The 12,276-nt window shown below is 65.6% G+C and carries 12 protein-coding genes; all 12 read right to left on the reverse strand.

The genetic code is table 11. The features are described from left to right. Positions 1 to 41: 41 nt before the first annotated feature. The 12 genes from B6V75_RS05085 to B6V75_RS05140 all read right to left on the reverse strand — a co-directional run bounded on the left by B6V75_RS05085 (position 42) and on the right by B6V75_RS05140 (position 12,269). Entirely contained in the window at positions 42 to 1,280 is a 1,239-nt protein-coding gene (locus B6V75_RS05085; RefSeq protein ID WP_088718921.1) for an aminopeptidase, read from the reverse strand. Positions 1,281 to 1,360: 80 nt separating this feature from the next. Beyond that, the gene (gene galE, locus B6V75_RS05090; RefSeq protein WP_088718922.1) at positions 1,361 to 2,332 is read right to left on the reverse strand and encodes a UDP-glucose 4-epimerase GalE; all 972 of its coding nucleotides are present in this window, start codon (positions 2,330 to 2,332) and stop codon (positions 1,361 to 1,363) included. Then, the gene (locus B6V75_RS05095; protein WP_088718923.1) at positions 2,333 to 3,637 is read right to left on the reverse strand and encodes an SEL1-like repeat protein; all 1,305 of its coding nucleotides are present in this window, start codon (positions 3,635 to 3,637) and stop codon (positions 2,333 to 2,335) included. It lies immediately after the preceding gene. 20 nt (positions 3,638 to 3,657) lie between these two features. After that, complete coding sequence (locus tag B6V75_RS05100; protein ID WP_075774447.1) at positions 3,658 to 4,137, reverse strand: prepilin peptidase; 480 nt, start codon at positions 4,135 to 4,137, stop codon at positions 3,658 to 3,660. Next, positions 4,134 to 4,859 carry a helix-turn-helix transcriptional regulator gene (locus B6V75_RS05105; RefSeq protein ID WP_157771571.1) on the reverse strand — a complete coding sequence of 242 codons (726 nt, stop codon included), beginning with the start codon at positions 4,857 to 4,859 and terminating at the stop codon, positions 4,134 to 4,136. Before B6V75_RS05105 ends, B6V75_RS05100 begins: the two co-directional genes overlap by 4 nt. A 378-nt stretch (positions 4,860 to 5,237) precedes the next feature. Continuing rightward, positions 5,238 to 6,239: a type II secretion system F family protein gene (locus tag B6V75_RS05110; RefSeq protein WP_075774445.1), complete on the reverse strand. Its 1,002-nt coding sequence runs from the start codon at positions 6,237 to 6,239 to the stop codon at positions 5,238 to 5,240. A gap of 16 nt (positions 6,240 to 6,255) precedes the next feature. Then, positions 6,256 to 7,227, reverse strand: coding sequence for a type II secretion system F family protein (locus B6V75_RS05115; protein ID WP_075774444.1), 972 nt, complete (start codon positions 7,225 to 7,227; stop codon positions 6,256 to 6,258). 3 nt (positions 7,228 to 7,230) lie between these two features. Then, on the reverse strand, positions 7,231 to 8,661 hold the full coding sequence (locus B6V75_RS05120; protein WP_088718924.1) for a CpaF family protein: 1,431 nt from the start codon (positions 8,659 to 8,661) through the stop codon (positions 7,231 to 7,233). A gap of 13 nt (positions 8,662 to 8,674) precedes the next feature. Further along, entirely contained in the window at positions 8,675 to 9,574 is a 900-nt protein-coding gene (locus B6V75_RS05125) for a hypothetical protein (protein ID WP_141104879.1), read from the reverse strand. A gap of 18 nt (positions 9,575 to 9,592) precedes the next feature. Further along, positions 9,593 to 10,243: a TadE/TadG family type IV pilus assembly protein gene (locus tag B6V75_RS05130; protein WP_088718926.1), complete on the reverse strand. Its 651-nt coding sequence runs from the start codon at positions 10,241 to 10,243 to the stop codon at positions 9,593 to 9,595. Next, positions 10,240 to 10,749, reverse strand: coding sequence for a TadE/TadG family type IV pilus assembly protein (locus B6V75_RS05135; protein WP_075774440.1), 510 nt, complete (start codon positions 10,747 to 10,749; stop codon positions 10,240 to 10,242). The genes B6V75_RS05130 and B6V75_RS05135 overlap by 4 nt, the downstream gene beginning before the upstream one ends. Positions 10,750 to 10,754: 5 nt before the next feature. Further along, positions 10,755 to 12,269 carry a pilus assembly protein TadG-related protein gene (locus B6V75_RS05140; protein WP_088718927.1) on the reverse strand — a complete coding sequence of 505 codons (1,515 nt, stop codon included), beginning with the start codon at positions 12,267 to 12,269 and terminating at the stop codon, positions 10,755 to 10,757. Between the last annotated feature and the right edge of the window lie 7 nt (positions 12,270 to 12,276).

The following is a 12,276-nucleotide window of genomic DNA, read 5'->3' on the forward strand; positions in this document are numbered from 1 at the left end:
CGGCGTGTCGGGCGCTATACTTTGTCAGGTTCCGCGGGCGATCACGCCCATTCGCCCTTGCGGAAGACCGGGACGCGGGTGCCGTCGGGCTTGATGCCGTCGATATCGGTCTCGGGACCGCCGATCATCCAGTCGACATGGATCATCGAGCTGTTGCCGCCTTTCGCCGCGACCTCATCCTCGCTCAGTTCACCGCCGTTGATGAAACATTTCGAATAGCACTGCCCCATCGCGATATGGCAGGCCGCGTTCTCGTCATAGAGCGTGTTGAAGAACAACAGCCCCGAGGCCGAGATCGGCGAGCCGTTCGGCACCAGCGCGACCTCGCCCAGACGGCGCGCGCCCTCGTCGGTGTCGATCAGCTTTTGCAGCACCGCCTCGCCGCGGCTGGCCTTCGCCTCGACCACTTTGCCGCCCTCGAAACGCATCTCGATATTCTCGATCAGGCTGCCTTGATGCGACAGCGGTTTGGTCGCGCGAACGATCCCGTCGACGCGCTCGGCATGGGGCGTGGTGAAGACCTCTTCGGTCGGGATGTTCGGGTTGCAGACGACACCGTTATTGGCCTCCGACGCACCACCGCTCCATTCGTGATCGTCCGCGAGACCCACGGTCAGATCGGTGCCACCACCGGTGAAATGAAGCGCCGAGAAGCGCTGCTCGTTGAGCCAGTCGCGGCGCTTGCGCAGGGCGGCGTTATGCGCCTCCCAAGCGGCGACGGGATCGGGCTGGTCGGCGCGCGAGGCCGCGAAGATCGCGTCGGCCAGTTTGCCCACGGCCTCCTCTTCGGGCAGGTCGGGGAAGACGCGCTTGGCCCAGGCCACGGTCGGGTAGCTCACGATCGACCAGTTGATCTCGAAATTCGAGATTTTCTCCAGCGCCGGCTTGTAGGCGATGGAGTTGGCCTTGCCCGCGCGCGAGACTTTTTCCGGGTCCTGTTCCGACAGCAGCATTGGGTCTTCGCCAACGATCGCCATGCGGGCCGCGCCGCCTTCGTAGGCTTTCGCCATGCCCTGATAGAGCCAGTCGGGCGCACGGTCGAAGCTGGCATCCTTGGCGTTCTCGAACCGGGCCAAGGTGATCTTGCCATCGCTGAGGATCGGGGTGAACGTGCCAGCGCCCGCGCGATAGGCTTCGGCGGCGATCCGGCGCACCAGCGGCAGCGCCTCGACGGGCGCGGTCAACACCAGATCCTGACCGTCTTGCAGGTTCAGCCCCACCTGCACGGCAACCTCGGCCAGCCGGTCGAGAAGTTGCGGATCGATTGCGTCGCTTGCCATGAGAGCCTCCTGAATTGCGTTGAGCCGCAAGATAGATGGCTGGGCGGCAGGCTCAACCCCGGCGATGGGCGAACCCGAGGTCAGAGACCGAACCACGGGGCGGCATGGGACACGATCTCGTCAAGTTCACGGTAGCGCGCGGTAAAGCCCAGAGCGTCGCGCGCCCGCGACGGATCGGCCACCAGTTCCGCCGGATCGCCGGGGCGGCGCAGCGCGTCCTCGAAGGGCACCTTGCGCCCCGTCACCCGCTCGACCGAGGCGATCACCTCGCGGATCGACGCGCCCCGTCCGGTCCCTAGGTTCAGTTTCAAGCTATCTCCGCCGCCCTCCAGGTGATCGAGCGCCAGAAGATGCGCGCGGGCCAGATCGTCGACATGGATATAGTCGCGGATGCAGGTGCCGTCGGGCGTCGGATAATCCGTGCCGAAGACCTTCACCGCCGGGCCCTGCCCCGAGGCCGCACGCAGCACCAGCGGGATCAGATGGGTTTCCGGGTCGTGGCGCTCGCCGATCTCGCCGCTCGGATCGGCGCCGCTCGCGTTGAAGTAGCGCAGGGCCGCGAAACGCAGATCGGTCGCGGCGGTGGCATCTTCCAGCATCCATTCGCAGATCAGCTTGCTGCGGCCATAGGGGTTGATCGGATGCTGCGGCGTGTCCTCGGAGATCGGCAGCGTCTCGGGCGTGCCATAGGTGGCGCAGCTCGACGAGAAGACGATCTTGTCGAGCCCCACCGCCTGCATCGCGCCCAGAAGGGCGGTCATCCCGCCCAGATTGACGTCGTAATAGCGGGTGGGCTCGGCCACGCTCTCACCGACATAGGCCAGCGCCGCGAAATGGATCACGGCGTCGATCCGGTGGTCCTCGAGCGTCGCCTCGACCAGTTTTCGGTCGCGCAGATCGCCTTCGACGAGCGGCCCCCAGCGCACCGCATCGGCATGGCCGCGCGACAGATCGTCAAAGACCACAGGGGTGTGCCCCGCCTCGGCGAGCGCCTTGCAGCAATGCGACCCGATGAAGCCCGCGCCCCCGGTGACCAGAACCTTCGACGTCACTTAGGCGCCCGACCCGTCGCGCAGCATCGCCCCCACGATCTCGGGCGCGAGAACGCCGTCACGGCAGGCCATATCGCCCGGCATCTTGCCGCAGGCGCGCTCCATCGCGCGCAGCGTTCCGCGCCCGGCGAAGCCGTCGAGCGGGCCACGGTACAGCCCCTGCTTGGCGAGATGTTTCTGGATCAGATAGACCGCGAGCCTCGGATTGGCCTTGAAAAGGTCGCGTGCCTCTGCGGCGGACATCTTGGCCATGGCCGGCGCGATCTCTCCGGCGAGCGGCGCGAAATCTGCGTCGTGCCGATGCATCGCTGCGCGGATGGTCATCTCGTAATTCGCCCGCTCTTCCGGCGTGAACAGATCGGCATGCGCTTCTAGGAACGTCGACGCCCCCTTGGGATCGCGCCGCACGTTGTAGGCGTTGCCATCGCGCAAGAGACCGACGAGATAGCGCGCCGCCGTGCGGTTGCCTGCTTCGGCGGCCTCACGCAGTTGCGCCACCGCCATCTTGCCATCACCGCGCATCGAGATGCCCCAGATGCGGCGTGTGGCGTCGAGCACTTCGATCCGCTCGTTTCCGGCCGCACGGGCGGCCTTGGCGTAGCCGTCGAACTTGGCCCGCGAGACCTTGCCGCTGCCGAGATAGCCATACATCGCGCCCTCGGCCAGCGTCGCATAAGCGCTGCCGATGCCCGCGGCCCCTGCGCGCTGCAACATCGTCTCAGCCGCGGCCGGATCGCGCTGCGACCACATCATCTCCTCGCCAAATTTCCACAAGCCGGTCGCGTCGCCCGCCTCCGCCGCAGTCTCGAACAGGTCTCGCGCCTTTTCGCGGTTACGGGGCACGCCGATGCCATAGAGATAGGCTTCGCCCAGCTTGATCGCCGCATCCCGGCTTCCCGATTTCACCTGCGCCTCGAGAAGGGCCCGGCCACGGTCGGTGTCGCGCGGCAGCACCCAGCCGCCCAGCAATTGCTCGCCCAGCACGCGCGCGGCGCCAGCATCGCCGGCATCCGCGGCTTGCGACAGGAGCTCCATCGCGCGGGCGCGATCCGTAGGGACCGGACCACCCCAGAGGAGCAACTCTCCGGCCATCCGCGCGGCCTGGGCATTACCCTCCGACGCCGCGCGTTCCAGCATCGCGAGCCCCGTCTCGGGATCGGCGGGAACCTTCGGTGTCCCCCAGATCAAATCATGAGCACGCGCCGTCGTGTCGGGCTGCGTCTCCTCTGCCTGCACCGCGCCACCTGCGACGCAGAGCACGAGGGCGAAAGCCCCCAACGTGTCGGTCCAAATCTTGCGTGACATAGGTCCTCCCTTGGCGGGGCCTACCCGCCGACCAGATAAGGCAAAGCCAGACCGGCAAGCGCGATCGAGACGCCCATCGGGAGCTTTCCCCGTGCGTAACAGCTCTTCCAACCCAAGCGAGGCCCGAGGCGCGCCGCCACTGGCGCGCTTTGCAGCCCCATCGTCAGCGCCGAGCCTGCGAAAAGCGCGACGGAAAAGGCGATCAGAAACTCCCCCATCGCCGCAGAGGGCACGAACAGCATCAGGGCCGCGAGGAATTTCACGTCCCCGCCTCCGAAGGCGCGCAGCACGAAGAAGACGTAGCCAACCGCGAAAGTGATCGCTGCCGCGGCCAGCCGCAGGCTCAGCTCGTGCAGAGCCAGGAACGGCGCGCAGAGCGCAAAGAAGCCCAGCGTAATCAGCACGATCCTGTTCGGGATGCGCATCTCGCGCAGATCGCTGAGCGCGACCCAGATCAACACCGGGGCTAGCGCCGCCAGCGGCAGGAGTTGCGCAGTCATGCCACCCGTCCGGATTTCGCGCCGCCCAGCTCGAACGGCAGTCCGGAGACAAGCTGGAAGGTCAATTCCGCCAGGTTGCGCGCGCCGGTCTTGGAATAGAGATTGCTTAGATGGGTGCGCAGGGTGGATTCCTTGATCCCCAGCTCCGCAAGCATCTGATCGGGCGACTGGCCATGGCGCAGCAGCAGGCAGACGCGATATTCCGACCGGCTAAGGCGCGCCGGGTTATCCGCGCTCAGGATCGGCGAGCCGATGAGCGGCGCGGCCTGCTTGGCGGCCGATTTCAGCAAGCTCTCGGTGAACATGCCTCGCGCGCGGTTGTGCCAGGTGCGGCTAAGCGTATCGCCGAGCGTCGTCAGCACAGCCTGCTGATACTGGCGCAACTTCTCGGTGAAATGCAGCTCCAGCGTATCGACCCAGCGATCGCTGATCTCGAGCGGGATGACCACCATCTCGATCAGGTTGCGACGGGCGAGCGCCGAGGCGACCGCAGGCGGCACGTCCTCGTCCTGCATCGAGCGATACCAGGTCGAGCCCTTCTTCGCCTTGTCCAGGTAATCGCCCAGCAGATCGCCCGCGAAGCTTTGCTCCAAGGGGATCCGGCAACCCGATCTCGCCCTGTCGTGAACCAGCGCCCGCGCCGGTGCGCCCGCATCTCGCGGATAGCGCGCCAATATGATGGCCTCGGCCCCGATACTGTCGGTCAGATATCTCAATGCCATGCGGAGCGGGTTCGTCCCGTGCAGACACTCACACCACTGTGCAACGGCCCCAATCATGCCCGCTTCGATAGCGCGCTCCTGCCCGGGCGGTGCCCCGGCTGTTCCATAGTCTCGCATGGTCCCCACCATCCCCAGAAACTATTATATGTGGCCCCTTTTCTTAGCGTGACAGCGCGTGGGCCATCTCTAAGCGTAACTCCTAAATGGTTTAATTCCTAAGCTAGCCATTTGGACTATATCCACAGAACCCAGGAATGTATCCACAGGCAACCGATACACCCAAAGGTTGCAATTTCGGCATTTAGGTCGAAATTTCGTCCGTAAAAATTGCCCGTAAACAATGCCTTGGGAAAAGCGCCGATTTGGAAACGATTCGATTTACTGGGCGTAGTTCATAAAATATCGAATCACCACGGGGCCGACCGCGATCAGGATCAGCGCCGGCAGCATCAGCGAAGCGAGAACCCCGGACATCTGCACCGGCAGGCGATTGGCCTTTTCCTGCGCGCGCATCTCGCGGATGCCACGCAGATCGGCGGCATAGGTTGTCAGGGCCTGTGCCATGGACGCCCCGAAGCGCAGCGACTGGCTCGCGACATTGGCGAAAGCGCGCACGGTCTCGACCCCGGTGCGGTCGGCCATGTCCCGCAGGGCCGCCTCGCGCTCGCGACCGGCCTGGACCTGTCGCTGCACCGAGAGGAACTCGAAGGAGATCTCCGGCGAGGTCTCGGCCAGTTCGTTGCCGACGCGAGTCATCGCCGCATCGAACCCCATGCCGCTCTCGATGGCGACTTGCATCAGGTCGAGCGCGTTCGGAAAGCTTTCCTCGATGCGCAACCGCCGCTCACGCATCCGGCCGTTGAGCCACATCAGCGGCAGCAGGTAACCGCTAGCGACAAGGCCGGTGAGTATCTGGTAGGTCGCGATACCGCTCAGGCTGCCGAGGCGGGCATCCAGCCCCAGCGGCAGCGCGATGTCGGGGCTACGCGCGGCGATCAGGAGCCCCATGAAAATCCCCGGCAGACCGATCCCCAGCGCGATCCGGATCAGAGTGAAGCGGCGCAAGGCGCTCGCCCCGGACAGCCCGGCCTGCGCGAGTTTGCGTTCGAGCTTGGAGCGGGTCTGGCGATCTGCGGGCACGAAGGCCTTCAGGATCTGACCCGGACGGGCCTCCGGCGCCTTGAGATAGCCATGCTCGGCACGTCCCCCCGTTTTCGGCCCGCCAATGGCCGCAATGCGCTCGGCGGCGCGGTCGCGCTGGAAGGCGGCCTGAAGCCCGACGATCAGCAGCAGCAGGCCGAAGCCGATCCCGGCGGCCAGAAGCGTTTCGGGCGCGATGCCCATCCGAAGCGCAAAATCCTCGATCCGTGTCATCAACATGGTCTCTCTCCCCGGCTCAGATCCGGAACTGCACCAAGCGGCGCAGCACCACGGCATTCAGGACAATCAGCGTGATGACGATGATCGCCATCGTGCGGAACATCGGCTGATCGGCGACCTCGCCATAGTAATTGGGCGAAATCAGCGAGGTGAAGCCGAACATGATGAAGGGCAGAGCGGTCAGGAACCACGCCGAGGCGCGCCCCTCCGCCGAGATCGCGCGGATCTTGCGCCGCATCGAGATCCGGCCCCGCGTCGTCGCCGCCAGCACTTCGAGGACGCGGGCGAGATCGCCGCCCGTGCCATGCTGGATGCCGATGCTGGCCGCGAGATAATCGGCGTCTTCCAGCCCCACCCTCTCGGCGAATTCCAGCACCGCGTCAGGAAGATCTTCACCGTAGGTGACCTGATCGAAGATGATGCCGAACTCGGTGCCGATCGGGTCCGGCATTTCCTCGGCCACGGCGCCGATCGACATGTTCAGCGGATGGCCGATCTTCAGACCGCGCGCCAGCATGTCGAGCGCGTCGGGAAGTTGGCCGGTCAGCACCTTCATCCGCTGCGTCGCCCGCGAGCGCAGGACCAGAAAAGGCAGAACCAGCCCGATGACCAGTGCCGCCGGGGCCGCCCGCAACGGGCCGAGCGGCGCAAGCGCGAGTACGAAACTCCCGATCGTAAGCGCGGCGCAGAGCAGCAGGAATTTGTCCGGCCCGATCCGGAAGCCCGCACGATGCAGCAGGCGCGGCAGGTCGAAGCTCTTGGGGAGCCGCGCGATCCATCCTTTGCGCGGATCGGGCTTGAGCAGCGCAAGCACCTCCTCGGTGTCGCGGCCCTTCGCGATCATCTTCATCCGGCGGCTCTTGGCCTCGCCGCTGGTCTCCGTCCGGTTGAGCAGATGCAGCCCCCCGGTCAGCGCCAGCAGCACGCCAAGCGCGATGCCGCTATAGGCGACATAGGCGGCAAGGTCTTTTTCGATTATCTCCCACATGGCTCAGTGCCCCCGCATCTTGAAATCAGTCGGATCGACCGCGACGCCCGCTGCGATCAGGTCTTCGAGGCAGCGCGGGCGCAGGCCGGTGGCGGTGAACTCGCCCTCGATCGCGCCATCTGCGGTGGTGCCGGTCTTCCGGAACGTGAAGATGTCCTGCATCATCACGATATTGCCCTCCTGCCCGGTGATTTCCGAGATTGACAGCACCCGGCGGCGGCCGTCGGAGAGGCGCGCAATCTGCACCACGATGTCGAGTCCGGAGGCGATCTGCGAACGGATCGCGGTCAGCGGCATGTCGAGGCCGATCATGGTCACCATCTGCTCGATCCGCCCCAGGGCATCACGGGCGGAATTGGCGTGGACGGTGGTCATCGAGCCGTCATGGCCGGTGTTCATCGCCTGCAACATGTCGAAGGCTTCCGAGCCGCGCACCTCGCCCACGATGATCCGGTCGGGCCGCATCCGGAGCGCGTTCTTCACCAGATCGCGCTGGAGCACCGCGCCCTGCCCGTTCGGATTTGGCGCCCGGGTTTCCAGCCGCACGACGTGCTCCTGCTGCAGCTGCAGTTCCGCTGCATCCTCGATCGTCACGATCCGCGTGCGCGGGTCGATGGCGGCAGAGATCGCGTTCAGCAGCGTCGTCTTGCCCGAGCCGGTGCCGCCGGAGATCAGGATGTTCTTGCGGGCATGGACCAGCCCCTGCAGGAACCGCGCCGCCGCCCCGGTCATCATCCCGGTCTCGACGAGCCGTTCCAGCGTATAGGGCTGGCGCGAGAACTTGCGGATCGAGAGGCTCGGCCCGTCGATCGCGCAAGGCCGGATGATCGCGTTCACGCGGCTGCCGTCATCGAGCCGCGCATCGACCCAAGGGTTGCTCTCGTCGATCCGGCGGCCCACCCGCGAGACGATCTTGTCGATGATCCGGAGCAGATGACGCTCGTCGCGAAAGCGCACCGCGGTGCGCTCCAGCACGCCGTGACGTTCGACGAAGACGCGGTTGCAGCCGTTGACGAGAATATCGTTGATCGAGGGATCGGCCAGCAACGGCTCGAGCGGGCCAAGGCCCAGCACCTCGTTGAGAAGCTCGTCGACCAGCGTCTTGAACTCCTCCGCGCGCAGCGGGGTTTTCGCGTCGCGCAGTTCTTCGCTGACCAGTGCGGCCACTTCGCGGCGGAGTTCCTCAGGCACGACCTTGTCGAGCATCGACAGGTTTAGCCGATCAAGAAGCGCATCGTGCAACCGGCTTTTCAACTCCAGCGCGCGGCGCTGGCTTTCTTCGTCGATCGATGGCGCCGCCGGTTTCGGCGGGTTCTTTTGCGCGACCATCTCGCGCGCCTCTTTCGGCGGACTTCCCGCGAAGGGTTTGCCGAGCGGGATCACCTTTTCGGTCTCGGTACGTTTGGACCCGCGATCCGTGAAATTGCGAAACATCTCGTGTTCCCCCTCAGTTCGACCGGGCCGCGCTCTGTGCGAGCCGCCCTTTCGCAAGACCGGCGATCGCTTTCGACAAGGCGGAGCGCCGTCCGATCCGCGCCAGCGGCACTCCGCGATCGGCGGCCTCCCGTGCGGCGCGCGGGTCGTCGGGAAGCCAGTGGCTGAGGTCGCGATCGAGCGCCTTCGCCGCTTCCTGCTGCAGCCGTGAGCGCATCAGCGGACGGCTTTGATGGTTCACGACCACCTCGATCTCCAGCGCGAGGTTTTCCTCGCGATAGGCGTCGATCAGGCGGCGTGCCTGCTGCAGCGACGGCACCGCGAGATCGGTCACCAGATACAGCAAGGAGGCGCGCGCCAGCACCGGCGAGACCCAGTCGATCAGCGCATGCGGCAGATCGACGATGACGTAATCGCAGCGCGCCTGCATCAGCGTGATCAGCTCGGTCACCTGATCGGCCCCGAGCGCGCCGAGCGGCGCGAAGGCGGCAGGAGCGCAGAGCACTTCCAGCCCGTCTTTCGAATATTGCAGCGACTGGTCGAGGAAGGTCTCATCGGGCATCGCGCCGCTACGCGCCATGTCGTAGAGCGCCGGGCTCGGCTCGAGGTCCAGGAACCCCGCGACCATGCCGAATTGCAGGTCGAGGTCAATCAAGCCGACGCGGCGCGGCGCCTGCCCTTTCTTGGCGCCCTGAGCCGAGAGCTGATGCGCGAGGTTCACCGCCAGCATCGTCGCCCCGATGCCACCACGGCTGCGCGCAACCGCGATCACCTGGCCTTCATCGTCGGGCGCCTCCGTCTGCGCCATACGCCCGGTCTCGGCAGAAAAGCTCAGCCGGCGCTTGGCGGGTGCGGCAAGGTCGCGAGCGCTCGGCTCGGGCACCAGGACCATCGGATTGGTTCTACGAGTCATTTCATCTCTCCCCTTGCTTTAGCTGCCCGCGCCCTGCGCGAGATCCTCGCCCGGCATCGACGTACTCATGCTCGGGAAGGCGATATCTGCATCAAGATTTTCATCGGCGGTGCCCGTCACGAGCCCCACCAGCGCGCCCAGCGGCGTCGCGAATACGAAGTTCACATTCTGCAATTCGACCGTGACCATCGGCACATAGGGCCCGCCGAGGAACCCGAGTTCGGGATCGTAGGAATAGCTGAAGGACAGGTTCGCCGCGCTCGAGCCATTGGGCAGCGCCGGGGCCACGATCGGCCAGATCTCGGCCACGGTCGGATTCGTCATCGCGCCCGAGCAGCTTACCGTCGCAGGTGCGGAGCAGACCCAGCTCTCGGCGCTGCAATTGGTGCCGAATTGCGGCTCCGCCTGGTCCTTCGGCGTCACGCCGCGCGTATTTGTCTCGGGCACACCGGCGCAGGCCGGCGGGCGCACCGCGGCGAGCCGCGCCGCAACCTGCAGCCCGCGCTGCATGTTCACGTAGTGATAGGCCAGACGACCGAAATCCAGCAGCCCGAAGAACACCAGCAGGTAGAGGCCGAAGACCAGCGTGAACTCGACAAGGGTCGCGCCCTCTTCGTCACGCAGGAAGCGGCGGAAGCCATGTGCCCGATATGCGAAACGCGCGCTCATGAGCCGAAGACCCGGTTCTGGTCGGCGACGACCGTGGTCACGGTGCCGAGCGTGGAGGGCGTCACGAGGGTGAAGAGACCGGCAAAGGGGAAAGTGATCGTGACATTCGCCGCAACTTCGACGATTGGCGCATCGCCGAAACGATAGCTTCCTGCGATGCAGTCGAGGCTCGGTTCGACGCTGGTGACTGTCACGCCGCCGCCCAGAACGCTGCCGCCGGTGATCGCGTTGCCGACGATATTCGCGAGCGTCGCCGCCTGACCGTCGACGCTGCCACCGGTTTCGCAGATGCTGCGCGGAGTGATGCGGGCGAGGTAGCGGCTCGCATCGCGCACGCCGCCGATCACCGTCTGGTAGGCGAGGAACATCCGCCCGCTCTCTATGATCGCGGCAAACAGGATCAGCATCAGCGGCAGCACCAGCGCAAATTCCACCAGCTGCGCACCCTCATCATCGCGCCAGATCCGGCGCGGGCTGCGGAGGCGATATGCACGAAACCACCGCATCGCGCTCACCGGTAAAGCTGGACGACGTCGCGGACCATGCCGCCCGTGCCCAGTTCCTCTTGATCGCCATTGCTGGCAGAGCCGATAACCTCGCCCCAGATATCCATCGTCGGCGGGCTCGATCCGTCCTCGCCCACCGGCTCGGTCAGGAAGACCTTGACGAATTCCTTGACCGGCACGTTCGAGGCCGCACCCTTGATCACGGTGCCCGTCTCGGCGCTGCAATCGATCCCCGCGACGATCAGCACGCGGCGGTCGGCGTTAGGGGCGGCCGCCGGCGCGCAGCTCGGCAGGCCCGTCTCGGCCCGGTTCGACAGTATATCGCCGCCATTCGCCGCCGCGATCTCGGCAAGGTAGAGATCGTAACGGGTCACAGCGTCGGCAAAGGGATCCGTCGCACCCTCTGCCGTGATGTCGATGCCGTAATTCTTCTGCATGTAGGTGATGCGACCCTGCGACCAGTCGCCATCGCCGAAGCGCCCGCATGGCTCAGCTGCGCCAGGCATGAAGCAATCGTCACGCGGCAGACCGACCGTATCGGGCGAGACCTCCTCGTTCTCCTTGATGCAGGCGTTCTTGCTGGTGTTTTCCTTCCCGCTCGGGTTGGCGGCGACGATCCCCTTGATGACATTGGGTGCGGGCGCGTAATTGGGATCCTTGCTGAGGCCGTTCATAATCGACTGGTATATGTCGAAGCGCACATTGAAGATCGCCGCGTTGCGCCCTTCCTTCTGGCCCGGCTCGAGGTCGACGCCGCGCTGGTTGAAGCATTGGGTGATCTTGCTGACCGCACCGAGCAGGCAGGCGTCGAGCTGGGCTCCGGATTTATTCGCGCAGGGCCCGTCCTCGTCGACCTTGGCGCGTTTCGGATCGAGAAACCCGAAATCACCGGGCCCCCAGGCTGCATCGCCGCCCCCGCCAGAGCGCAGCAGGATCATCTGTCCGATGTCTTTCTCCGCGTCGAAGCCCGGCGGGACGCAGAACATCAATGGTGTGACGTCGCATGCCAGGATTTCGAGCCCCGCCACCGCCTGCGCGGAGGCCGAGCCGTCGAAAGCGTCATAGCCGCCCATCGTCGTGAAGGCAGCGGCGAAGACGCCCTGAACTTCGCGTTCGTTGACGTCAACTCGGACGAAGGCGGCTTTTGTCGGATCGGTGGTGACCGCGTCTGTCGCGTCATTGTCGTTTGCCGGGAGCGCGCTGAGATAGGTCAGGGTCACGTCATTCGCGGCCCCAAGCACCCGCGAGCCAGTCGCGAAGCTCTGGCTGTCGACGATGAGTTGGGCCGCGGCATCGGCCCGCGTGATCGCGTCATTGTTGCCGTCAAGTTCGCCTGCCGCCGCCAAGGCCACCGAGTCCGCGAAGGATTGCAGCTCCGAGCGGGTGCTGCCGAGCCGCCCCAGGTCGAAGGACAGCGCGACGAGCCCCAGCAGCACAACGAGGCTCATCCCGAAGAAGACGAGGATCGTCCCGTCTTCCTCTCTGGCGAAACGCCGGATGCTGTTCTGGATGCGCCCCATCGCCCCC

Origin of the sequence: Thioclava sp. F1Mire-8, assembly GCF_002213165.1 — a bacterium.
Taxonomy (GTDB): domain Bacteria; phylum Pseudomonadota; class Alphaproteobacteria; order Rhodobacterales; family Rhodobacteraceae; genus Thioclava; species Thioclava nitratireducens.

Bases quoted from the DNA above. Each gene is read 5' to 3' on its own strand.
- B6V75_RS05085 (WP_088718921.1), bottom strand. From the start codon at position 1,280: ATGGCAAGCGACGCAATCGATCCGCAACTTCTCGACCGGCTGGCCGAG.
- B6V75_RS05095 (WP_088718923.1), bottom strand. From the start codon at position 3,637: ATGTCACGCAAGATTTGGACCGACACGTTGGGGGCTTTCGCCCTCGTG.
- B6V75_RS05100 (WP_075774447.1), bottom strand. From the start codon at position 4,137: ATGACTGCGCAACTCCTGCCGCTGGCGGCGCTAGCCCCGGTGTTGATC.
- B6V75_RS05105 (WP_157771571.1), bottom strand. From the start codon at position 4,859: ATGGCATTGAGATATCTGACCGACAGTATCGGGGCCGAGGCCATCATA.
- B6V75_RS05110 (WP_075774445.1), bottom strand. From the start codon at position 6,239: ATGTTGATGACACGGATCGAGGATTTTGCGCTTCGGATGGGCATCGCG.
- B6V75_RS05115 (WP_075774444.1), bottom strand. From the start codon at position 7,227: ATGTGGGAGATAATCGAAAAAGACCTTGCCGCCTATGTCGCCTATAGC.
- B6V75_RS05120 (WP_088718924.1), bottom strand. From the start codon at position 8,661: ATGTTTCGCAATTTCACGGATCGCGGGTCCAAACGTACCGAGACCGAA.
- B6V75_RS05125 (WP_141104879.1), bottom strand. From the start codon at position 9,574: ATGACTCGTAGAACCAATCCGATGGTCCTGGTGCCCGAGCCGAGCGCT.
- B6V75_RS05130 (WP_088718926.1), bottom strand. From the start codon at position 10,243: ATGAGCGCGCGTTTCGCATATCGGGCACATGGCTTCCGCCGCTTCCTG.
- B6V75_RS05135 (WP_075774440.1), bottom strand. From the start codon at position 10,749: ATGCGGTGGTTTCGTGCATATCGCCTCCGCAGCCCGCGCCGGATCTGG.
- B6V75_RS05140 (WP_088718927.1), bottom strand. From the start codon at position 12,269: ATGGGGCGCATCCAGAACAGCATCCGGCGTTTCGCCAGAGAGGAAGAC.